Annotated in this window: 19 protein-coding genes; 8 read left to right on the top strand and 11 right to left on the bottom strand. The window is 60.2% G+C overall.

Features of this window, described 5'->3' with window-relative positions; genetic code table 11:
* Positions 1 to 36: 36 nt before the first annotated feature.
* Positions 37 to 411: a c-type cytochrome gene (locus tag KVG91_RS08085; protein ID WP_169376153.1), complete on the bottom strand. Its 375-nt coding sequence runs from the start codon at positions 409 to 411 to the stop codon at positions 37 to 39.
* Between the two features lie 228 nt (positions 412 to 639).
* Between KVG91_RS08085 and KVG91_RS08090 the strand changes: the two genes are divergently transcribed.
* The 3 genes from KVG91_RS08090 (at position 640) to KVG91_RS08100 (ending at position 4,071) form a co-directional block, all read left to right on the top strand.
* Positions 640 to 1,020, top strand: a complete 381-nt coding sequence (locus KVG91_RS08090; protein ID WP_169376152.1) for a response regulator — start codon at positions 640 to 642, stop codon at positions 1,018 to 1,020.
* Between the two features lie 196 nt (positions 1,021 to 1,216).
* Positions 1,217 to 1,831: a biliverdin-producing heme oxygenase gene (locus tag KVG91_RS08095; RefSeq protein WP_169376151.1), complete on the top strand. Its 615-nt coding sequence runs from the start codon at positions 1,217 to 1,219 to the stop codon at positions 1,829 to 1,831.
* On the top strand, positions 1,828 to 4,071 hold the full coding sequence (locus KVG91_RS08100; protein WP_169376150.1) for an ATP-binding protein: 2,244 nt from the start codon (positions 1,828 to 1,830) through the stop codon (positions 4,069 to 4,071). Before KVG91_RS08095 ends, KVG91_RS08100 begins: the two co-directional genes overlap by 4 nt.
* A gap of 18 nt (positions 4,072 to 4,089) precedes the next feature.
* Here the strand turns inward: KVG91_RS08100 and KVG91_RS08105 are convergent, their stop codons facing one another.
* Both KVG91_RS08105 and KVG91_RS08110 read right to left on the bottom strand, forming a co-directional pair.
* Entirely contained in the window at positions 4,090 to 5,409 is a 1,320-nt protein-coding gene (locus tag KVG91_RS08105; RefSeq protein ID WP_169376149.1) for a sensor histidine kinase, read from the bottom strand.
* Positions 5,406 to 6,116 (bottom strand): response regulator, encoded by a 711-nt coding sequence (locus KVG91_RS08110; RefSeq protein ID WP_169376148.1) that lies wholly within the window; start codon positions 6,114 to 6,116, stop codon positions 5,406 to 5,408. Before KVG91_RS08110 ends, KVG91_RS08105 begins: the two co-directional genes overlap by 4 nt.
* 164 nt (positions 6,117 to 6,280) lie before the next feature.
* On the opposite strand from KVG91_RS08110, the gene KVG91_RS08115 reads away from it, so the two are divergent.
* The 5 genes from KVG91_RS08115 (at position 6,281) to KVG91_RS08135 (ending at position 12,962) form a co-directional block, all read left to right on the top strand.
* On the top strand, positions 6,281 to 7,069 hold the full coding sequence (locus KVG91_RS08115; RefSeq protein WP_169376147.1) for an MlaA family lipoprotein: 789 nt from the start codon (positions 6,281 to 6,283) through the stop codon (positions 7,067 to 7,069).
* A gap of 434 nt (positions 7,070 to 7,503) precedes the next feature.
* Positions 7,504 to 9,396, top strand: coding sequence for an alkaline phosphatase D family protein (locus tag KVG91_RS08120; RefSeq protein WP_169376146.1), 1,893 nt, complete (start codon positions 7,504 to 7,506; stop codon positions 9,394 to 9,396).
* Between the two features lie 136 nt (positions 9,397 to 9,532).
* Positions 9,533 to 10,546, top strand: a complete 1,014-nt coding sequence (locus tag KVG91_RS08125; protein WP_169376145.1) for a diguanylate cyclase domain-containing protein — start codon at positions 9,533 to 9,535, stop codon at positions 10,544 to 10,546.
* A gap of 166 nt (positions 10,547 to 10,712) precedes the next feature.
* Positions 10,713 to 11,963, top strand: coding sequence for a 2-aminoadipate transaminase (locus tag KVG91_RS08130; RefSeq protein WP_169376144.1), 1,251 nt, complete (start codon positions 10,713 to 10,715; stop codon positions 11,961 to 11,963).
* Positions 11,964 to 12,254: 291 nt separating this feature from the next.
* Entirely contained in the window at positions 12,255 to 12,962 is a 708-nt protein-coding gene (locus tag KVG91_RS08135; protein WP_169376143.1) for a hypothetical protein, read from the top strand.
* Between the two features lie 116 nt (positions 12,963 to 13,078).
* Here the strand turns inward: KVG91_RS08135 and ptaA are convergent, their stop codons facing one another.
* The 8 genes from ptaA to hmpA form a co-directional block, all read right to left on the bottom strand.
* On the bottom strand, positions 13,079 to 14,188 hold the full coding sequence (gene ptaA / locus KVG91_RS08140) for a pyoverdine biosynthesis transaminase PtaA (RefSeq protein ID WP_169376142.1): 1,110 nt from the start codon (positions 14,186 to 14,188) through the stop codon (positions 13,079 to 13,081).
* A 162-nt stretch (positions 14,189 to 14,350) separates the two neighbouring features.
* Positions 14,351 to 15,238: a heme o synthase gene (gene cyoE / locus KVG91_RS08145; RefSeq protein WP_076949921.1), complete on the bottom strand. Its 888-nt coding sequence runs from the start codon at positions 15,236 to 15,238 to the stop codon at positions 14,351 to 14,353.
* An 11-nt stretch (positions 15,239 to 15,249) separates the two neighbouring features.
* On the bottom strand, positions 15,250 to 15,585 hold the full coding sequence (gene cyoD, locus KVG91_RS08150; RefSeq protein ID WP_003194051.1) for a cytochrome o ubiquinol oxidase subunit IV: 336 nt from the start codon (positions 15,583 to 15,585) through the stop codon (positions 15,250 to 15,252).
* On the bottom strand, positions 15,585 to 16,211 hold the full coding sequence (locus tag KVG91_RS08155) for a cytochrome o ubiquinol oxidase subunit III (RefSeq protein ID WP_169376141.1): 627 nt from the start codon (positions 16,209 to 16,211) through the stop codon (positions 15,585 to 15,587). The genes cyoD and KVG91_RS08155 overlap by 1 nt, the downstream gene beginning before the upstream one ends.
* A gap of 3 nt (positions 16,212 to 16,214) precedes the next feature.
* Entirely contained in the window at positions 16,215 to 18,233 is a 2,019-nt protein-coding gene (gene cyoB, locus KVG91_RS08160) for a cytochrome o ubiquinol oxidase subunit I (RefSeq protein WP_169376140.1), read from the bottom strand.
* A gap of 3 nt (positions 18,234 to 18,236) precedes the next feature.
* Positions 18,237 to 19,178, bottom strand: a complete 942-nt coding sequence (gene cyoA / locus KVG91_RS08165; RefSeq protein ID WP_169376139.1) for a ubiquinol oxidase subunit II — start codon at positions 19,176 to 19,178, stop codon at positions 18,237 to 18,239.
* Between the two features lie 794 nt (positions 19,179 to 19,972).
* The gene (locus KVG91_RS08170) at positions 19,973 to 20,479 is read right to left on the bottom strand and encodes a disulfide bond formation protein B (protein WP_169376138.1); all 507 of its coding nucleotides are present in this window, start codon (positions 20,477 to 20,479) and stop codon (positions 19,973 to 19,975) included.
* Positions 20,480 to 20,693: 214 nt separating this feature from the next.
* Positions 20,694 to 21,875: an NO-inducible flavohemoprotein gene (gene hmpA / locus KVG91_RS08175; protein ID WP_169376137.1), complete on the bottom strand. Its 1,182-nt coding sequence runs from the start codon at positions 21,873 to 21,875 to the stop codon at positions 20,694 to 20,696.
* Positions 21,876 to 21,943: the final 68 nt, after the last annotated feature.

The following is a 21,943-nucleotide window of genomic DNA, read 5'->3' on the forward strand; positions in this document are numbered from 1 at the left end:
TGAGGGACTGATGCCTTGACCTGCGATTAAACAGGGTTATTTCGGCTGAAACGTCTCAAGATACGCCAATATGTTTTCAATCTTCTGCTGATCACTGATCCCCCAGAAGATCATCCGCGTGCCGCTTACCACCTTCTTCGGCGCTTCAATGTAGGCGGCCAGTTTGTCGCGGGTCCAGACCACACCAGAGTTTTTCATCGCGTCGGAATACTGGTAATCCGTGGTAGTCCCCGCGGGCCGGCCGATGATGCCGTTGAGCTGCGGCCCGAAACCACCGCGCGCATCTTCGCCGACACTGTGGCAGCCACCGCAGGCCTTGGTGAAGAGCTTGGCGCCCGCCTCGGCATCGCCGGCGGCAAAGGCCGCGTGGGTGTTGAACATCAGGGCGAGGGTGAACAAGGCGTACTTCATGGTTGACTCCACATCGGCTGTTACGGGCAATTATGCCTGTTTGTCGGGAGCACATGCCCATTCAGATCATCGCTTCGGTCCAGGCGGTGACCACGGCGCACCACGCGTCAAACGCGCAACCTAGACGCCCTGAAGCGACCACCCATCGCCCCGCGCAGATTCTATCGAACCTATCCCGCCGCGCCCCACTCCACCTTAGTGTATTCCCCTGATGGAGAAGTAAGGATCATGGCTCAGCCATCGATTTTAGTACTGGAAGATGACGAGATCATTCGCGCATTAATGGTGGACGTATTGGAGGATTTCGGTGCGGTAGTGACGTCTTTTCCTTCGGCGGATGAGGGGATGATTTACCTGGAACGCGAGGATGACCCTGTCGACCTGATTGTCAGCGATATTCAAATGCCGGGTTTACTCAATGGCTATGACTTAAGCCGAGTGGTCGCCCACCGCTGGCCATCGGTGCGGGTGTTGTTGACTTCCGGGAATACCAAAATGGCCGAGCAGTTGGGTGGCTCCGTACGGTTCCTGCCCAAACCCTGGAGCACCGAGCATTTAATCGAGTGCGTGCAGATGGCGCTCGCCCAGCAAGGCTTGCCCCTGCATTGATAGCGTCGCGACATCACTTGCAGCGAACTTCGCGACGGGCCCGGTGGTCCATTGATGACGCAAGGAGCGACATTTCTGATCCGCTAGTCAGCCTTTTCGCCTTGTGCGTCTAGTTACCGACTACGAGTTGTGTAGAATCGTCGCCCATTTGCGCGCGTCATTCATGGCCGAGAGGCCCACAGTTCGAGCTTACTGAATGCATTCTCAGGCCCATGACGTCGATGCGCCCTCCCTGCTGGAAGCGTTGCGCACAGGCACGGCCCTGCTGCATACCGCGCTGGAGCAGCGCCTGCCGTTTTTCTCCGAGCGTTTTGATGCCGACTGGTATCGGCGCCTGCTCCAGGCGTATTTCGGCTTTTATCAGCCCATGGAAGCGGCACTTTACGGCAGCGCCTTGATTCCTGAAGGCTTCAACACAACGTTGCGTGTGAAAACACCGACACTGCTGAGTGATCTCTACGCCTTGGGCCTGGATGATCACGCCATCGACACCCTGCCCCGTTGCACGCAACTCCCGACGTTCGACACCCATGCCGCCTGCCTCGGTGCCCTGTATGTCCTGGAGGGCGCGACCTTGGGTGGTCAGGTGCTTCGCCGTGAAATGGCTCAGCGTCTGCATGTGAATGCCGACAACGGCGGTGCATTTCTCAATATCTACGGGGTGGAGACCGGGCGGCGCTGGAAAGATTTTCTTGATTACCTGGGCGACCAGACGCTGGACGCGCACGCAAAACAGCGCGCCGTGGACGCCGCCCGCTCGACATTCAGCTGCTTTGAGCAATGGCTCGACAGCCAGGAGGTACTGCTATGAAACCCGAAGATTTTGAAGAGCTGCTTGCCAACTGTGCCGACGAACCCATCCGCTTTCCCGGGGCAATCCAGCCCCACGGGGTGCTGCTGACGCTGTCGGAACCCGGCCTGGAGATCATCCAGGTCAGCGCCAACGTCGGCACCTTGTTCGGCCAAGCGCCCGAAGCGCTGCTGGGCCAGCCGCTGCACAGCTTGATCGGTGCCGAACACGCCCAAGCCGTCCGGGTCATGGCCCAAACCAATACCTTCTTCGATATGCCACCGTTGCACGTTACCCTGAACGGTAAGGATTTCGAAGGCTTGCTGCACCGCCATCAGAACGTGCTGGTGTTGGAGTTCGAGCCGCGACTCAAGGACTTCCGCCCTCGCGCGGTGAACGGTCGCACCAGTAACCTGGGCAAGATGCTGCAACGTTTGCAGGCGGCGAAAACCCTGCAGGCGCTGTACGAAATCAGCGTGAATGAAATCCAGGCCATGACTGGCTACGACCGCGTGCTGATCTACCGCTTCGAAGACGAAGGCCATGGCCAAGTCATCGCCGAAGCGTCGGCGCCGTCCATGGAGCTTTTCAACGGCCTGTTCTTCCCAGCGTCCGACATCCCGGAGCAGGCTCGCGAGTTGTATCGCACCAACTGGCTGCGCATTATTCCGAATGCAGCCTACGAACCGGTGCCGTTGGTGCCCACGTTGCGCCCCGACACCGGCCAGCCTCTGGATTTGAGCTTTTCCACCCTGCGCAGCGTGTCGCCGATCCATTGCCAATACATGCAGAACATGGGCGTACTGTCGTCCATGAGCATCTCGCTGATGAGCGGCGATAAACTCTGGGGCCTGATCAGCTGCGGCAACCGCGAACCCCTGCTGGTGCCCAATGACCTGCGCATCGCCTGCCAGACCATCGGCCAGGTGCTGTCGTTGCAGATCAGCGCCATGGAAGCGCTGGACCTCAGCCGCCAGCGTGATGAAAAACTCGAAGCCCTTGCGCGGCTGGATCGCACCATGAAGGCGTCGCAAGTCAGCGTGTTCGATGGCCTGGCCCAACAACCGCAATGGCTGATGGACCTGACCCTGTCCGGCGGCGTGGCGATCATTGAAGACAAACAGTTGCACCGCTACGGCAACTGTCCGGAGCCGGCGCAGATCCGGGTGTTGCACAAGTGGCTGCAGCAAAGCGCCGAGCCGGTGTTTTCCAGCCATAACCTGGTGGCGGTGTACCCGCCGGCGGCCGCGTTCCAGCAGGTGGCCAGCGGCGTACTGGCCATGAGCCTGCCCAAACCGGTGGATAACGGCGTGCTGTGGTTTCGCCCGGAAGTGAAAGAGAGCATCCAGTGGAGCGGCGATCCGAAAAAGCCGCTGGACATGGAAAGCTCCGACGCCGGCCTGCGCCTTCGCCCACGTACGTCGTTTGAAATCTGGAAGGTCGAAATGGCCGGCATCTCAACCAAGTGGAGCCATGGCGACCTGTTCGCCGCCAACGACCTGCGCCGCTCGGCCCTGGAAAACGACCTGGCGCGCCAGGTGCTGCGCGAACAACAAGCCGTGCGGGCGCGTGAAGAGCTGGTGGCGGTGGTGTCCCATGACCTGCGCAACCCCATGACCGTGATATCGATGCTCTGCGGCATGCTGCAAAAAGCTTTCAGCTCCGATGGCCCGCATACGTCGCGACGGATTTCCTCGGCCATCGATACCATGCAACAGGCGGCCGGGCGCATGAACGTGCTGCTGGAAGACTTGCTCGACACGTCGAAAATCGATGCCGGGCGGTATGTGGTCAAGCCGGTGGCGCTGGATGTCAGCCAGATGTTCGAAGAGGCCTGTTCCTTGCTCGCACCGCTGGCGTCGGAAAAAGGCATTGACCTGTCGTTCAACGCCGAGCCGGGCCTGCAGATCAACGCCGACCCGGAGCGCCTGTTCCAGGTGCTGTCGAACCTGATCGGCAACGCCATCAAGTTCACCCCGCGCCAGGGCAATATCGGCATCAGCGCCATGAGCAATGGCGGGGAAATCGTGTTCTCGGTGCGTGATACCGGCGAAGGCATTGCGCCGGAACAACTGCCTCATGTGTTTGATCGCTACTGGACCCAGACCGAAAACAACCCCACCGGTAACGGCCTGGGGCTGTATATCACCCAAGGCATCATTCACGCCCATGGCGGCAAGATCGTCGCCGAGAGTGAGGTGGGCCGAGGCAGTGAGTTCCGGTTTACGGTACCGAGGGTGGCTGAAGGCTCGCCTACCTGATGCGGTTGCCGGTAGAACTTAGACCGGCAGTATCACCACCACTTCCAACCCGCCGCCCTGGCGCTCGGCCAGGGTCAGCGTGCCGCCATGTTCCAGCACAATCGCCCGTGCGGTAGAGAGCCCAAGCCCGACGCCGCCGGTGCTTTTGTTGCGTGAACCCTCCAGGCGATAAAACGGCAGGAATACATCCTCGCGGTGCGCTGCGGGTATACCCGGGCCACGGTCCAGCACGCGAATTACCACCTCACCCTGCTTGTGCTGCAACTCGATCTGCGGTGTCTTGCCGTAGTGGATGGCGTTGTCCATCAGGTTGGTCATCACCCGCTTGAGGCCCAGGGGCCGGCCGAAGTACACCAGGCGTGGCGGGCCGTTGAAGGTGAGGTCGATGGCCTGGTCGCGATAATCGTCGATCAGGGTCTGCAGCAACTCCGCCAGGTCCAGTTGGGTGGCCTGTTCCAGACGCGCGTCGTCGCGGAAGAACTCCAAAGCGGTGTTAATCATCGCCTGCATTTCATCGACGTCGCGGAACAGCCGCTGCTGCTGGTCGGTGTCTTCGATGAATTCGCCGCGCAGGCGCAGGCGGGTCAGCGGCGCACGCAGGTCGTGGGAGATGGCGGCGAGCATCTGGGTGCGGTCCTGTATGAAGTGCTGCAACTGCGCCTGCATGCTGTTGAAGGCAAGAATCGCCTGCCGGATTTCGTGAGGCCCCACCGGCTCGATGGGCGGCGCGCGAAAGTCGCTGCCAAAGCGCCGCGCACCTTGGGCGAAGTGTTGCAGCGGGCGAGCCAAGCGGCGGGTCGCGACCAGGGTGACCAATGCGGTGGAGATCAACACCAGCAGCACCACGATCAGGCTGCGCGGCCCGTCGTCCATTCCCCAACTGCGGGCGCCGGTGCTGAACATCAGCCAGGATTGATCGGCCAATTGCATCAACAGCACGTACTGGCCGTTGCGGTCGGGCCAGTCGGCTGGCCCATAGACCTCCATGGGGCGCATCGGGCCGTTGAGCAGGTGCTTGAACACCTGTTCTCCCGTGTTGAAGTCCGGGTCAGTGAGCACCGGCAGATCAAATGCCGTTCGCTGCGCCGCCCAGGTCACGCTGAAAGACCTGTCGCCCATCACTTGGGCAAGATGCGGTCGTTGTGCCGGTTCGGACGCCTCGATCACGCGCACCACCACAGCGACTTTTTCCAGCAGGCCGGTTTCGGTCAAAGGTGGCCTGGCCCACACCCCGGCCAGTTGCACGAACAACGCGTTGAACGCCAGCGCGGTGATCATCGCAATCAGCACGGTGAGTGCGATCCAGCGCGCCACCGTGTCGTGCGGTCGCCGGCTCATGAGCGGGTCACGCTGGCGGTAAACTGGTAGCCGCCGTTGCGCACGGTGCGGATCATCGCCGGTCGCTTGGTATCGAATTCCAACTTGCGGCGCAGGCGGCTGACTTGCACGTCGATGCTGCGGTCGAAGGCATCATGGCTATGGCCGCGCGCCAGGTTGAGCAACTGTTCGCGGGTGAGCACGCGTTGGGGGTGCTCGACGAACACCAGCAACAGGTCGAACTCGCCGGACGACAGCGGGATCATCACCTGGTCGGGCGAGCGCAACTCGCGGCGGGTGAGGTCCAGTTGCCAGCCGGCAAAACGGATCAGCGGGCGCGCAGCCTCGCCCATCGGCGGACGGCTCTCACCCGCGCGGCGCAATACCGCCCGCACCCTGGCGAGCAGTTCGCGGGCGTCGAAGGGCTTGCTCAGGTAATCATCGGCGCCCATTTCCAGGCCTACCACGCGGTCGCTGAGTTCACCCATGGCAGTGAGCATGATCACCGGCGTAGCGTATTGCTGGCGCAGGCGCTGGCACAGCAGCAAACCGTTGTCGCCGGGAAGCATCAGGTCGAGGATGATCAAGTCGGCGGGCTGTTGCTCCATGGCCGACCACAGCTCGGCACCACTGGCGACGGTCTGCACCGAATAGCCGTGTTGCAGGAAAAATTTCTTCAGCAGGGCGAGGACTTCAAGGTCATCGTCAACGATTAACAGGTGGCTCACCGGCAGGCTTCACTGGGCTGGGACAAGGCGTCATCTAAAACTATTCGAAGCGGCCCGTCATATATTTCAACCGTGCAATAAAGCGTCAACAGCGCAATAAACCGGACATCTTTGCGCAAGGCGCCCATGCCAGCATCGGCCTCCTTTTTGCGGAGACTGCGCCCATGCACTCATTGACCTCCCCCCGGCATCTGGCTCGCCAGGCCGTGCTGTTACTGACGATATCTTACCTGACCGGTTGTGCCAGCCCGGCCCCGGTAACACCCACCACCCGCTGCGCGCAGGTGAACCACCCGGTGTATGACCCGGCCGAACCGGTCAACCGCGGGGTGTTTGCCTTCAACCGTACGGTGGATGACTACGCCCTCGCGCCTGTGGCGCGTGGTTACCGCTACCTGCCGGATTTTTTCCAGCAGGGTGTGCATAACTTCGCGAGCAACTTCAGCGAGCCGCAGGTGTTTATCAACGACCTGCTGCAAGGCAACCCGCGCCGCTCGGTCAACACCCTGGGGCGCTTCGCCGTGAACACGACAGTGGGCGTGGTGGGACTGTTCGATGTGTCGGACCGTCTGGGCATCCCGCGCCATACCGCCGATTTCGGCCAGACATTCGGCGTGTGGGGCGTGGGCAACGGCCCCATTGTCGAATTGCCCCTGCTGGGCACGAGCAACAGCCGGGATGCCGCGGGCAAGGTCTTGGGCTTCCTGGTGTCGCCACTGGGGGACAGCGATACGGTGCAGACCCTGGGCACTATCAGCCTGGTCGGCGGTACGGTGGATACACGGGCGTCACTGTTGCCGCTTACCGACAGCCTGCAAAAACTGCCGGATTACTACAGCGCATTGCGTAATGTGGTGGCGCAAAACCGGGCTGCTTTTGTGCATGAAGGCCAGGAAGGCGCGACATCCGCGGCACTTGAGGGTTGTGCGAACAAAGCTTCGGACGACTTTTAAAACGCGCCTATTGAGAGTCATATCTTGCAGCATGGTGTTTATCGCCGACAGGCTTCGGAGCCTATAAGTTTGGGCTCACTTCGCTCCTGAAGGTGAAGTAATCCTCTACTTATAGAAGGAAACATTCATGTCTAGCGCTATCAACCACTCCCTGGGCAGCTTTCATTACCAACCTCTGCAGCAGGATGCTGCGCAGCCCCAGCGCAGGAAGCGCAGCATTGACGAGACACAACTGAACGTCGCTGACTCTGGATGCACAGGGAACAACGATCGACGCACAAACCGAGGCGGTATGGACAGCCTGGGTCGGGGCAACGTGCTTTAACCATCCGCGTACGAGGGGCAGTGCACGGCCCCTCGTTCCCCCTTAACAAAACCATGACATTCACTCGCTTAAACTCGCCGGTTCAATCCAGCCCGGGACCACTGCCTGCATGCCGCACAACGACACACTGCCCGACGTACTCGCCGGCCCACTGCTGAGGCGCCTCGAACCTCGGCGCCTGGTGTTGTGGCTGGTGGGCAGCCGTGCATTGGAATTGAAGCTGAAGTTGCATTTACCCACGCAGACACTGGTGATCAACCTGGACAACTGCCAGGTTGTTCCCGTCGGCCTCCAGGCGTTTATCCACTTGATCGATGTGCCTCTGGACGACGCGCTGCCGCTTGACGTGGTAATCAGCTACGACCTGCTGGTTGACGACGCCGGCATTGCCGAGTGGGCACCGCACCTGCTGTACGCCAACGCCCAATACCCCAGTTTCGTAGTGCACAGCTGTATCCATCAGTTGGTACATGGCTCATGCCGCAAACCCCATCACAGCGCCGACGAGGGTCTGCTGTGTGTCGACCGCCTGCTGGCCGATGCCAGGACCGCGGCCGACCGACCGGCCTTGCTGATGATGAGCGGCGATCAGGTCTACGCCGACGACGTGGCCGGGCCGATGCTGCGCGCAATACATGCGTTGATCGCGCGCCTGGGCCTGTTCGATGAGTACCTGGAGGGTGCCGTAGTCGATGACAGCGCCAGCCTCTACGGCCACCCTGCCAGCTATTACCATCGCGCCGACTTGCTGCCAGCGCTGGACAGCAATGAAACCCTGCGCGAACGCTTCTTCGGCGGAGTGAAAAAACCGATCTTCACCAGCAGCACCGCCGACAATCACCTGGTGACCTTCGCTGAGGTCATCGCGATGTATCTGCTGGTGTGGTCGCCGACGCCTTGGACACTGATCTCGCCCGTGCCTGCGCAACTGAGCGCGGAACGACAGCAGCGTTACACCCGCGAGCAGGTGCAGATAGATCGATTCCGCGACGGCCTGCCCGGTGTCGCGCGGGTCTTCGCTCACCTGTCGACACTGATGATCTTTGACGATCACGACATCACCGACGACTGGAACCTGAGCGCCCAATGGGAAGAGACTGCCTACGGCCATCCCTTCTCCAAGCGCATCATTGGCAACGCTTTGCTCGCCTACCTGCTATGCCAGGGCTGGGGCAACCAACCGGATGTGTTTGGCGAGCTGATCGGCCAAACCCAGGCGCTCACTGCCAAGCCCCAGGCCAACCACCTGGACGCCGCCGCGCAGGATGAACTGCTCGAAGCGCTGCTGAAATTCCAGCGTTGGCATTACGTGCTGCCCACCTCGCCCGCCCTGGTGGTGCTCGACACCCGCACCCGCCGTTGGCGCAGCGAGTTCACCCTCAAGCAACCGTCGGGCCTGCTCGACTGGGAGGCCTTGAGCGAACTGCAACAGGAACTGCTGGACCATCCGTCGGCGATCATCGTCTCGCCCGCCCCGATCTTTGGCGTCAAGCTGATCGAGACCGTGCAGAAAATCTTCAGTTGGTGCGGCCATCCGTTGTTGGTGGATGCGGAAAACTGGATGGCCCATCGCGGCGCCGCCCAGGTGATCCTCAATATCTTCCGTCACTCGCGCACGCCGGGTAACTACGTGATCCTCTCGGGCGACGTGCACTACTCGTTCGTCTATGAAGTGCTGATCCGTCATCGCAACGCCGGCCCGCGCATCTGGCAGGTCACCAGCAGCGGCATCAAGAACCAATTCCCACCGCGCCTGCTGGAATGGTTCGACCGCCTCAATCGCTGGCTCTACTCACCGCGCTCCCCCCTGAACTGGTTCACCCGCCGCCGCACCATGCAGGTGGTGCCGCATATTCCGGAGCACGCCGAGGCCGGCGAACGCTTATGGAATTCAGCGGGGATTGGCCAAGTGTTTTTCAACGGGCAGGGCCAGCCTGAGGCGATTTACCAGCACAACGCGGATGGGAGGGTGCGGACGAGGATGGTGGCGCCGAAACGGTAGCTAATAGCCATCATCTATAACCGTACATCTGCCCTATTCAAAGCGCCCAAGTCCCGATGTACAGTAGCCCCAGCCACGGAGTATCGGCGACAACAGTGGCAGGCCTTGAGTGCCTGCCCACGCAAGGAATGCGCAGATGGACGATACCTCCGACACAAATCCGCTGAAGCAGGATTTCTCTCACTTCAACGCGGACATGCTGCACACCGTCCTTGAGCTGGTCAGTGACGGGATCTGGGATTGGAACGCCAATACCGGGTTCGTCTACCGCAACCCTGGCTGGTACGAAATGCTGGGCTATCACCGCCATACGCTGGAAAACAACATATTCACCTGGGAGAGCGTGATCCATCCGCAGGATTATCCCCAGGTGATGAAGCAGTTCGACGACTACATCCACCGTCGCGCCCCCAATTACCAGGCCGAGTACCGCTGCCGCAAGAAAGATGGCAGCTACCTGTGGATCGAAGACCGGGGTTACGTCATCGCGCGCAATGCTGACGGCTCGGTGGCGCGGATGGTGGGCGCCCACCGCGATATTCATCTGAGAAAATGCTCTGTCGAGCAGTTGCAGCGACGTAACCAATCCCTTGAGGCGCTGGTAGCCGAACGCACCCGTGAGCTGTCGCGGGTCAATCAGCAGTTGCAATTGCAACTTGATGAAAATCGCTCCCTGGCCGAACGAGATGCCTTGACCCTGGTCGCCAACCGCTACCGCCTGGAAAAAGTACTGTTGGAAGAATGCGTCCGCGCGCAGCGCTTTCGCCTGGCGCTGACCCTGATTGCGATGGATGTCGATGACTTCAAGCCGATCAATGACCAGCACGGCCATGGAGTGGGTGACCAGACGCTGGTTCAGTTGGCAGAGTGCCTGGAAAGCTGCGTTCGCCCGGGTGACCTCTTGGCCAGGTGGGGCGGCGATGAATTCATGCTGGTCCTGCCCGAGACTTCCCTGGAGGCCGCAAAGGCACTGGCGCAGAGCATCCGCCAGACATTAAGCCACCGCCCGCACACGGGCGGTATCAAGATTACCGTGAGCCTGGGCGTGGCTGAACGCCGAATGCATGAATCCCCCGCCGACCTGATGGCGCGTGCCGATCAGGCGTTGTATCGCGCCAAAGCGGCGGGGAAGGATGGCGTGTCGGAATAACGCCTTGCTGTTATCGAACCGGCGGCGCGTTCATTTGAGCCGCAAACGACCTTTAGGCAAGAGCTCCTTCCGATTTGGAATGACCCGGCGACTTTATTTCGTTTGCGGCAGGGGCAGGCGCCCGGCTTAGATAAAAACACGCCCGCCACTGCCGAGTCGCCGATTCATGAGCCGCGAAACCATCAGCCAGTCGATTTCCATCGTTCACCCCATCAGCCTCAGCCACGGCAAAAACGCCGAGGTCTGGGACACCTCGGGCAAACGCTATATCGACTTTGTAGGCGGCATCGGTGTGCTCAACCTCGGCCATTGCCACCCCGGCGTGGTGGAGGCGATTCGTGAACAGGCCACTCGGCTGACGCACTACGCGTTCAACGCTGCCCCACATGCGCCCTACATTGAGCTGATGGACCGTCTGACCGCGTTCGTCCCGGTGAGCTACCCGGTCAGCGGCATGCTGACCAACAGCGGCGCAGAGGCCGCGGAAAACGCGCTGAAAATCGCACGCGGCGCCACCGGTCGCACGGCGGTGATTGCGTTTGACGGCGCCTTCCACGGCCGCACCCTGGCCACGCTCAACCTCAACGGCAAGGTTGCGCCCTACAAGCAAAAGGTCGGCGTACTACCCGGCCCTGTGTATCACCTGCCCTACCCCAGCGCTGATAACGACGTGAGCTGCGCCGAGGCGCTGAAAGCCATGGACCGCCTGTTCAGCGTGGAAATCGACGTCAACGATGTGGCCTGTTTCATCATTGAGCCGGTGCAGGGCGAAGCAGGGTTCCTGGCATTGGACCGCGAATTCGCCCAGGCCCTGCGGCGCTTTTGTGATGAGAAAAATATCCTGTTGATTGCCGATGAGATCCAGTCGGGCTTCGGCCGTACCGGCCAGCGCTTTGCCTTCTCGCGCCTGGGGATCGAACCGGACTTGATCCTGCTGGGTAAAAGCATCGCCGGTGGCATGCCGCTGGGTGCAGTCGTTGGGCGCAAGGCGCTGATGGACAACCTGCCCAAAGGGGGCTTGGGTGGCACCTATTCCGGCAACCCCATCGCCTGTGCGGCGGCATTGGCCACGCTGGATGCAATGACCGATGAACACTTGAAAGCCTGGGGCTCACACCAGGAGGAAGTCACTGTCAGCCGTTATGAAACCTGGCGGGCCCAAGGCCTCACGCCCTACCTCGGGCGCCTGACGGGCGTCGGCGCGATGCGTGGCATCGAGCTGGCCAACGCCGACGGCACCCCCGCGCCGAACCAACTGGCCCAATTGCTCAGCCTGGCGCGGGACGCCGGTCTGCTGCTGATGCCCAGCGGCAAGGCTCGGCATATCATCCGCTTGCTGGCCCCCCTGACGATAGAGCCTGCGGTATTGGAGGAAGGGCTGGATATTCTTGAGACGTGCCTGAAGCAGTTGGTCTAGTCGCCAATGCCTGCGCCTGACAAATCTCCCTGTAGTGAGCGGGCTTGTCCCGCGCTGGGTGGCGAAGCCGCCCCAATAAAAGTCACCGCCGAGCTTCAGATAGGACTAGGTCGTCGGGTTTGGGGCGGCTTCGCCACCCAGCGCGGGGCAAGCCCGCTCACTACAAGTGACTCCTGCCCCCTCAAAGTATGTTTAGGGGCGACTATTTCTTACTGCCTTGACCTGATCCCCCTCCCCCCTGAAAATGCCCGACGCTTTTTTGTCCTCGTTTACTGAAGTAGTGAAATTTCAATGTCCGATTCCTACACCCCTGAAGAATCCGTAGTCGCCTTGCGCGCCAAAGCCGAATACGAAAACGCCATCAATCTTTCACAGCATGTGCCTGCCGCCAAGATCATCAGCGAGATGGTGCTGGACGCATTCCACACCTCCAAGGAAAGCGACCAGATCCGTGAGCTGCGCGTGGCGATCCGCCAGGCCCACGATGCCTTCGACGACGACACCGCCTACGACCTGATGGGCCAGCTCAAGCAACTCAAAGACGCCGAGGCCGCCGACAACGCCGCCCTGGAAAACCTCAGCAGCCAGTTCTCCATCAGCCGCATCCTGTCCAGCTTCAAGGACGACCCCGAGTTCCAGGAATTGGTCTACGGCCTGGCATTGAAAGTGCTGAACCAGAGCCACCAGGCCATCAGCAACCCGAGCGCCGGCAAGAGCAAGGCGTCACGGCCCAAGAAAGAAGCCGAAGTGTTTGTGATCAGCAAGGACGGCACCAGCGTCACCCTGCCGCTGCGCACGCCGCGCTCAAAGCTGAACGTGGACCGCGAGGCGTTCGAGTTCCTGGGTTTCAGCTTTGTGGGTGAAGGGGACGAAGCGGAACTGGAGGTTGAAAGCTTTGTGGATAACGCCGGCACCGAGCAGCCGCTGAGCCGCAAGAGCGTGATCACGGCGTTGCAACAGCAGACGGCGTTTGAGGGGTATAGCATCGCGCAGCAGTAACCCATTAGCAGTAACTCTGCCAGGCCCCATGTGGGAGCTGGCTTGCCTGCGATGCAGACACCTCGGTGTAACAGTGTTACCGAGGTGATGCTATCGCAGGCAAGCCAGCTCCCACATTAGTTTGTATTGGCTGAATCGACCCTTTTGACTTGCGCCGCAAACACCTCGCGAAAACGCGCCATCTCCCGTTTGCTCCCCACCGTCACCCGCACCCACTGCGGCCAGTCTTTCCATACACGTCCAATCAGCACGCCGTTCGCCGCGAGGCGCTCGATTACCTGTTCGGCCGGCTGTTGCACGTCGATCATGAAGCAATTGGCCTGGGACGCCGTGCAGGTAAAGCCACGGCCTTTCAACCATGTCACCGTCTCATCGCGCAGTTGGTGATTGAGCGCCTTGCGCTGGGGCAGCAGCTTCACATCTTCCAGGCTGGCAAGGCCGCCGAGCAGACTTGCGCCCGCCGGCACGTTGTCACCGCCAAACACCGCGAGCCGCTCCAGCAGCGCCGGGTGACCGATGGCCAGGCCCAGGCGAGCGCCGGCCATGCCGTAGATTTTCGAAAAGGTGCGCAGCACCAGCAGGTCGTCGTGGTCCTTGACCCAACTGACAACGCTGGGTACGTCGGCGAAGTCGATATAAGCCTCGTCCACCACCAACACGCTGCCCTTGGGTTTGTCCGCCAGCGCCTGACGGATAGCGTCGACGGGCGTGACGGTGCCGGTGGGGTTGTTGGGGTTGCACAGGTAGAGCATGCCGGGCTGGGAATCGGCGGCGAGCATGGCGGGGATGTCGTGGGCGTGGTCGGCGTTCAGGCTGACTTCCTTCACCGGTGCTTTGTTGGATGCGGCGGCCTGGCGTGGCACTTCGTAGGACGGCGTGGCCATGACCAGGCCGCGGGTCTCGCTGGTAAAGGCCAGCACCGCATAGCGCAAGGCGGCCATGGAGCCTGCGAACACCGCCACCTGCTCTTCGGCTATGCCCTGCTGCTGGGCGAACAGCGCGGCCAACGCATACATATGGCCGTAAGGATAGCGTCCGGACGTCGCGATGCCCTGCTGCATCGCCTCGCGCGCAGCGCTGGAGGGGCCGTAGGGGCTCTCGTTGTAGTTGAGCCGCACCTTGTCGGACTTGGCCGGCGGCGGCGCCGCAACCGCCCAATCCAGGCGCCCCAGCAATGGCAGGGCAGCGCCCACGGCGAGAAGGGTCCGACGACTAACGCTGACCATGTGACAACTCCTTGTTGTAGGCAGGTGATGGATTCGCACAGCTCGTACAGGGAGGTATGACGAGAAAGGCGCCTGCGAATTTAAACCTGCGCCCAAGAAAAAGCCCCGCGCTTCTTTCGAAGGCGGGGCTTTTTCACTGCGGGACTCTTCAGTGAGCGGCGGTCAGTGAGCGGAGGTCAGCAACAGCTCTTTCGGCACTTGGAAATCCAGGGACATCATCACGCTGAGCGCGGTGATGGTGAAGATCGAGAACACGAACAGCTTGCGCGCCCAGACGGTGTCATCCACCGCCTTGTAGCCGGTCCAGGCCATGTACAACCAGTACATGCCCATGGCCGCGGCCACGGCGAGGTAGCTCATGCCGGCGTAGCCACTGAAGGTCAACATCAAGGTCGCCACGAGGAAGGCCAGGATGTAGAGCAGGATGTGTTTCTTGGCGACCTGAATACCGCGTTTTACCGGCAGGACCGGAATCGAAGCAGCCAGGTAGTCATTGAAGCGAAAAATCGCGATGGCGTAGGAATGCGGCATCTGCCACAGGCTGAACATCACCAGCAGCACCAGCGCGGCCATGTCGAAGCTATTGGTTACAGCCACATAACCAATCACCGGCGGCATCGCCCCCGACAGACTGCCCACCAGCGTGCCGTGCACCGACTTGCGCTTGAGGTAGAGGCTGTAGAGGCCGACGTAGATGACAAAGCCGATCACGGCAAACAGCGCCGCCAGCGGGTTGGCCACCTTGTACAACAGCACTACACCGGCAACACCCAGGACGGTCGCGAAGATCAGCGCCAGCTTCAGGGAGATAAGGCCCTGGACCAGCACGCGATTCTTGGTGCGTTCCATCTTGATGTCGATGTCACGGTCGATGCAGTTGTTGAACACGCATCCGGAAGCTACCACCAGGGACGTGCCGATCATTGCTGCCAGGAAGATGGCCAGATCGACATGTCCCTTGGAGGCCAGGAAGAAACCGCCCGCCACAGAAAGCACGTTACCGAAAATGATCCCCGGTTTGGTGATTTGGATAAAGTGCTTAAGCGACATCGGGTTTTACCTCACTTCGCCATCATGTAGGTGTGGATGCTGAACATGATCCACAGCGACAGACCAACCAGCAGAACAATCACCAGGCCTGCGAACACGAACGCAATCACGTTCTCGCGCTGCTCCTTGGAACGATCCAGGTGCAGGAAGTACACCAGGTGAACCAGTACCTGGATCACTGCGAACGCCAACACGATCATCAAGGTGATCGACTTCGGCAAGGTTGGGTACATCACCAGGCCGAACGGGATCAGGGTCAGGATGACCGACAGGATAAAGCCGATAGCGTAAGACTTTACGCTGCCGTGGCTTGAATCGTGGCTGTCATGGGAGTGTGCATTAGCCATTACAGAGTCCCCATCAAGTAGACGACGGTGAATACGCAGATCCAGACCACGTCCAGGAAGTGCCAGAACAGGCTCAGGCAGCTCAGGCGAGTCTTGTTGGTGTTGGTCAGGCCGTGCTTATTGACCTGGTAGATCATCACCGCCATCCACAGCAAACCTGCGGTCACGTGCAGACCGTGGGTGCCCACCAGCGTGAAGAACGCCGACAGGAAACCGCTGCGGTGCGGGCCGTAGCCTTCGGAGATCAGCAGGTGGAACTCGTTGATCTCCATGCCGATAAAGCCCAGGCCGAACAGGAAGGTCAGGCCCAGCCAGGTCAGCACGCCTTTCTTGTTGCCCTTGTAGAAGGCCAACATGGCGAAGCCGTAGGTGATCGAACTGAACAACAGCAAGGCGGTTTCGCCGAGCACGTAAGGCAGTTCGAAGATGTCGTGGCCCGACGGGCCACCCGCTACGTTGTTTACCAGTACCGCGTACACCGCGAAGATCGACGCGAACAAGATGCAGTCGGTCATCAGGTAGAGCCAGAAACCGAAGACGGTTATTGGCCCCGAGTCGTGGTGATGGTCATCGTGCCCATGGTCATCGACATGGGCGTGTCCAGCATTGGTCACTAAGTTCGACATGGTTTAAGCCTGTTCCAACGAGGTTTCTACACGGTTGGCCGGGATTTTCTTCTCGGCGACCAGGCGAGCGTGCTGCTCGGCTTCGATGCGCTCGATCGTTTCGACCGGCACCATGTAGCCTTGATCATCACGTGCAGCGTGGACAATGAAGTAGCCGATGGTGCCCACCAGGCCCACGATTGCCAGCCACCAGATGTGCCAGATCATCGCGAAACCGAACACGGTCAACAGCGCACCCATCACCACGCCAGTGGCGGTGTTGTTTGGCATGTGGATCGGCTCGTAGTGCTTGGGCTTCTGGTACGCAGTACCGTCTTCCTTGGCTTCGGTGAACGCATCGATGGTGTTCGCGGTAGGAATCACGGCGAAGTTGTAGAACGGCGGAGGCGAGGAGGTCGACCATTCCAGGGTGTGGCCGTTCCATGGATCGCCCGACTCGCACAGGTTCTGCTTGCGGTCACGCACACTGACATACAGCTGGATCAACTGGCAGGCAATGCCCACAGCGATCATCACCGCACCGAACATGGCGACGTACAGGTACGGCACCCACTCAGGGTTGGTGGTGGCGTTCAGACGACGGGTCATGCCCATGAAGCCCAGTGCATAGAGCGGCATGAACGCGACGAAGAAGCCCGAGATCCAGAACCAGAATGCAGCCTTGCCCCAGCCTTCGTGCAGCTTGAAGCCGAACGCTTTCGGGAAGTAGAAGCTGAAACCAGCGATGTAACCGAATACCGCGCCGCCGATGATCACGTTGTGGAAGTGAGCGATCACGAACAGGCTGTTGTGCAGTACGAAGTCAGCACCCGGGATGGCCAGCAGTACGCCGGTCATGCCGCCGATGGCGAAGGTCACCATGAAGCCCAGGGTCCACAGGACCTGGCTGGTCATGCGCAGACGACCGTGGTAGATGGTGAACAGCCAGTTGAACAGCTTCACCCCCGTCGGGATGGAAATCAGCATCGTCGCCAGGCCGAAGAAGGCGTTGACGCTGGCCCCCGAACCCATGGTGAAGAAGTGGTGCAGCCACACCATGAAGCCCAGTACCGAGATCGCGCCCGATGCGTAAACCATCGAGTGGTGACCGAACAGGCGCTTGCCGGTAAAGGTCGAGATCACTTCGGAGAAGATACCGAACGCTGGCAGGATCAGGATGTACACCTCAGGGTGACCCCATGCCCAGAACAGGTTCACGTACATCATCGGATTGCCACCAAGTTCATTGGTGAAAATGTGGAAATCCAGGTAACGGTCAAGCGACAGCAGCGCCATGGTGGCGGCCAGGATCGGGAACGAAGCCACGATCAGGACGTTTGCCCAGGTGCAGGTCCAGGTGAAGATCGGCATGTCCATCAGTTTCATGCCAGGGGCGCGCATTTTCAGCACGGTGGCCAGGAAGTTGACCCCCGTCAATGTCGTCCCGAGTCCTGATAACTGTAGCGCCCAGATGTAGTAGTCCACACCCACGCCAGGGCTGTATTGCAGGCCCGACAATGGCGGATACGCAACCCAACCGGTCTTGGCGAATTCGCCGACGCCCAGGGACACGTTGATCAGCACCACGCCGGAGACCAGCAGCCAGAAGCTCAGGGAGTTCAGGAACGGGTAGGCAACGTCACGCGCACCGATCTGCAGCGGCAAGGCAAGGTTCATCAGGCCGGTGAAGAAAGGCATCGCCATGAAGATGATCATGATCACACCGTGGGCGGTGAAGATCTGGTCATAGTGTTCAGGCGGCAGGTAGCCAGGCGAACCCTCGGTGGCCATGGCCAACTGGGTACGCATCATGATCGCGTCGGCAAAACCGCGCAGCAGCATGACCATGGCCACGATGACGTACATGACGCCGATTTTCTTGTGGTCGACCGACGTCAGCCACTCGGTCCACAGGTAGGTCCACTTCTTGAAATAAGTGATTGCTGCAAACAGTGCCAGACCACCCAGCGCGATCATGGCGATGGTAATCATCACAATCGGCTCGTGGAACGGGACCGCATCCCAACTTAATTTACCAAACATCGTTTACTCCTCTGCCCCAGCAGTTGAATGCGCGCCCGTGTCAGAACCTTCAACCGCGGCCACTTCTTTCTTCTCGTGCTTGACCGGCTTGCCTGGCTTCATACCTTCGTACTTGTCGACGATTTTCTGAAACAGGTTCGGCTCAAACGCGGAGTACAGCGCGACAGGGTTGTTCTGGCTTGGTTTGGTCAGGGCGTCGTATTCAGCTTGATCAAGCTGTTTAGGTGCGGCCTTGACTTCGGCTACCCAGGCGTCGAAATCTTCCTGGCTCGTCGAGATCGCTTTGAATTTCATGCCGGTGAAGCCAGCGCCGCTGTAGTTGGCGGAGATGCCTTCCATTTCAGCTTTCTGGTTGGCGATCAGGTGCAGCTTGGTCTGCATGCCTGCCATCGCGTAGATCTGGCCGCCCAGGGCCGGGATGAAGAACGAGTTCATCACAGCGTCGGAGGTGATCTTGAAGTTCAGCGGGGTGTGCTCCGGGAACCGGATCTGGTTCACCGTGGCGATACCCAGGTCCGGGTAGATGAACAGCCACTTCCAGTCCAGCGCGACCACTTCGATGTTGATCGGCTTGACGTCGGATTCCAGCGGACGGTACGGGTCCAGTGCGTGGGTGGACTTGTAGGTCACATAACCCAGGGCAATGATGATGAGGATCGGGACCAGCCACACCGCGATTTCGATCTTGGTGGAGTGCGACCACTTCGGCGCGTAGGTGGCGCTGGTGTTCGACGCGCGGTATTTCCAGGCGAAGGCGAAGGTCATGATGATCACAGGCACCACGACCAGCAGCATCAGCAGGGTGGCGGTGATGATCAGGTTTCGTTCATCCAGACCGACCTGTCCTTTTGGGTCGAGCAAGGTCCACTTGCAGCCTCCCAGCATTAACATCATGCCAAGCAGCGGCAAAAAGCCTAGTAATCGGGGGTACCTGTTTTTACTCATCTCACGACCTCTAAAGCAGCTTGCGCAATGCAGTTGGGTTTTGATCGCCAACACTTCACCCTGCCAAGGGTTGGCATTTCTCTTCGATTGAATAAGAGCCTGCCCATCACGTCATAAAGGAACGTTTCACGGACCTGCGGTGAGTTCTTATTCGATTTCGTGGTCAAAGGCCTTGTTACAGACCAATTCCATTTGGTGCGGATAGTTGGAAGGCTGCCGGAACCTTGGGGTCGCACAGAGCCATCCATCTGCCCCTCGACCGCTCCAGTGCTCAAAGATTGAACGGCACCGGACATTCAGTGCGGGCGATTGTAGTTAGCTGGCGATCTATAAACCATGTCTGATAAAGAAATAATTTTTATCGATTACAGCAATAATCCTTCACCAATATTGCAAAGGTTCGCGATCTTATCGCGTTGGATTCTCAACAAAAACCACAAAAATTGCCGAGTTATAGGGCAGGACGTCGCACCCCTTACCCTGCGTAAGGGCTTGCCAAACCGATGCAAGCCCCCATAAATCAAGGCATTGGGACATCACGAAATCCCTGATGCGGCGCGAGGTTCGCGGGATCTAAAGGACTATAAACTGACAGCACATCTTGGGCGTTGGATGCAAATCCAAAGGCTTGGCCGGGCGCTCAGAAACGTCCTGCGCCAGCTTCCGTGTGACAACATGTCGCACACTGCGCGCACCTGAAATTGCCCGGCGTCACGTTCTGTTCACAAATCCCTGCAAGCAAAAACGCCCCGGCCTTCTTTTACGAAGGACCGGGGCGTTTGCGCGAATCCGCGTCAAGCGTTGCGCTGGCGATTTCGATAGATGCCCAGGGGCACTAGGATCACGGTCAGCACGAACGCCACGAGCGCCCACTGTGCCAATGACAGGCCCAGCACCGGTGGGTACGGGGTGCTGCAGAAGCCATCGACCTGGAAGCCCAGGGGAAACACCTTGGCCAGGGGCAAGTCGTCGACGATAGGTTGCAGCACATCGACGCCGCAGCTGACCTGGGGGAAAAACTGGGTGTACACATGGTGACCGGCTGCCGCCACACCACCGAGGGCGCTGAGTATCACCAGCCCTTCAAACACGGTGACAGCGCCTTTGCTGCGCATGCCCGCGCCAATGAACGCGAAGATCGCGATCAACAGCAAGGCGTAGCGTTGCAGGATGCACAGCGGGCACGGCGCCTCGCCCAGCACCACCTGCATGTACAGCGCACCGCCGATCAGCGCCAGGCAGATGATGCCCAGCAACACCAGAAAGCGCCGCTCCCTGCCTAAACGCAATTCGTCACTCATCTCCGGTTCCCTTTGTTTGGTTGTGCCAATGGCCGCAAGTTTACACACAGGGAGTGGTTTAAACAGAGGGGGGTTAACGGGGGATTAATCGGGAGCAATGGTGTGGCCGGGCGGACGCCATCGCGGGCAAGCCCGGCTCCCACATTAGACCGCAATCCAATGTGGGAGCCGGGCTTGCCCGCGATGATGCCGACTCGGTATTCGGGCTGAAACTCTACTCCAGCGCCGCCGCCGGGCCGAAGAACTCGTAGCGACTTTGTTTCTCGGGTACGCCCAGCGCCTTGAGGTGGCGCTTGACCGCCGCCATGAAGCCTTTAGGCCCCAGGAAGTAAGCATCGATATCGCGCTGCTCGGGCAACCAGGCGGCCAGTTGCTCCTGGCTCAGCAGGCCGACTTTATCCGCCGCCGGACTCACGCCGTCATCTTCGGCATAGCAGTAGAAGCGCTGGAGCTGCGGATGCTTGGCCGCCAACGCATCCACCCAGTCACGGAACGCGTGCACGGCGCCGTTACGCGCACAGTGGATAAAGTGCACTGGGCGCTGGGTGGCCAGCGCGGCTTCGAGCATCGGCAAGGTGGGCGTGATGCCCACACCGCCGCTGATCAGCACCAGCGGTTTGTCGCCCGGCGCCAGGGTGAACTCGCCCGACGGCGGAAACAGGTCAATCGTCGCCCCGACTTGCAACTGATCATGCAGGTAGTTGGAGACCCGCCCGCCGGCCTCGCGCTTGACGCTGATGCGGTACTGGCCGGCATCGCTCAACGCCGACAGCGAATAGTTGCGGCGCACTTCTTCACCGTCGAGCACCAGCCTCATGCCGATGTATTGGCCCGGCGCCGCAGCAAGAATCGCCCCGTTGTCGGCCGGGGCGAAATAGAACGAAGTAATCTCGGCGCTCTCCTCCACACGGTTGACCACGGTAAACGCCCGCGCACCGCGCCAGCCGCCAGGGGCCTGGGCTTTCTCTTCATAGATCGCGGCTTCGGCACCGATCAGGATGTCCGCCAGTTGCCCATACGCATTGCCCCAGGCCGTCATCACCTCGGAGGTCGCGATCTCGCTGCCCAGCACTTCAGAGATCGCGCGCAGCAGGCAGGCCCCGACGATCGGGTAATGCTCCGGCAGGATCTGCAGGGCCACGTGTTTGTTGATGATCTTGGCCACCAGGTCGCCCAGTTGATCCAACTGGTCGATATGCCGCGCGTACATCAACACACCGTTGGCCAAGGCACGCGGCTGGTCGCCGCTGGCCTGGTGGGCCTGGTTGAACAGCGGGCGAACCTCGGGGTACTCGGACAGCATCATGCGGTAGAAATGGGTGATCAACGCTTCACCGCCGCTTTCCAGCAAGGGCACGGTGGATTTGACGATGGCACGGTCTTGGGCACTTAGCATGGGAGCCTCCTGGGCTTCTTCACTGATGCCCCTGATGCACTCAGTATTCGTGCCAACTTATAAAGCGT

This window comes from Pseudomonas azadiae, from assembly GCF_019145355.1.
GTDB classification, from domain to species: Bacteria; Pseudomonadota; Gammaproteobacteria; order Pseudomonadales; family Pseudomonadaceae; genus Aquipseudomonas; species Aquipseudomonas azadiae.

Coding starts and splice junctions, on each gene's coding strand:
- hmpA (WP_169376137.1), bottom strand. CDS start 21,875: ATGCTAAGTGCCCAAGACCGTGCCATCGTCAAATCCACCGTGCCCTTG.
- KVG91_RS08105 (WP_169376149.1), bottom strand. CDS start 5,409: ATGAGCCGGCGACCGCACGACACGGTGGCGCGCTGGATCGCACTCACC.
- cyoB (WP_169376140.1), bottom strand. CDS start 18,233: ATGTTTGGTAAATTAAGTTGGGATGCGGTCCCGTTCCACGAGCCGATT.
- KVG91_RS08115 (WP_169376147.1), top strand. CDS start 6,281: ATGCACTCATTGACCTCCCCCCGGCATCTGGCTCGCCAGGCCGTGCTG.
- cyoE (WP_076949921.1), bottom strand. CDS start 15,238: ATGTCGCTTAAGCACTTTATCCAAATCACCAAACCGGGGATCATTTTC.
- KVG91_RS08125 (WP_169376145.1), top strand. CDS start 9,533: ATGGACGATACCTCCGACACAAATCCGCTGAAGCAGGATTTCTCTCAC.
- KVG91_RS08155 (WP_169376141.1), bottom strand. CDS start 16,211: ATGTCGAACTTAGTGACCAATGCTGGACACGCCCATGTCGATGACCAT.
- KVG91_RS08095 (WP_169376151.1), top strand. CDS start 1,217: ATGCATTCTCAGGCCCATGACGTCGATGCGCCCTCCCTGCTGGAAGCG.
- KVG91_RS08120 (WP_169376146.1), top strand. CDS start 7,504: ATGCCGCACAACGACACACTGCCCGACGTACTCGCCGGCCCACTGCTG.
- cyoA (WP_169376139.1), bottom strand. CDS start 19,178: ATGAGTAAAAACAGGTACCCCCGATTACTAGGCTTTTTGCCGCTGCTT.
- KVG91_RS08090 (WP_169376152.1), top strand. CDS start 640: ATGGCTCAGCCATCGATTTTAGTACTGGAAGATGACGAGATCATTCGC.
- KVG91_RS08130 (WP_169376144.1), top strand. CDS start 10,713: ATGAGCCGCGAAACCATCAGCCAGTCGATTTCCATCGTTCACCCCATC.
- KVG91_RS08100 (WP_169376150.1), top strand. CDS start 1,828: ATGAAACCCGAAGATTTTGAAGAGCTGCTTGCCAACTGTGCCGACGAA.
- cyoD (WP_003194051.1), bottom strand. CDS start 15,585: ATGGCTAATGCACACTCCCATGACAGCCACGATTCAAGCCACGGCAGC.
- KVG91_RS08085 (WP_169376153.1), bottom strand. CDS start 411: ATGAAGTACGCCTTGTTCACCCTCGCCCTGATGTTCAACACCCACGCG.
- ptaA (WP_169376142.1), bottom strand. CDS start 14,188: ATGGTCAGCGTTAGTCGTCGGACCCTTCTCGCCGTGGGCGCTGCCCTG.
- KVG91_RS08170 (WP_169376138.1), bottom strand. CDS start 20,479: ATGAGTGACGAATTGCGTTTAGGCAGGGAGCGGCGCTTTCTGGTGTTG.
- KVG91_RS08135 (WP_169376143.1), top strand. CDS start 12,255: ATGTCCGATTCCTACACCCCTGAAGAATCCGTAGTCGCCTTGCGCGCC.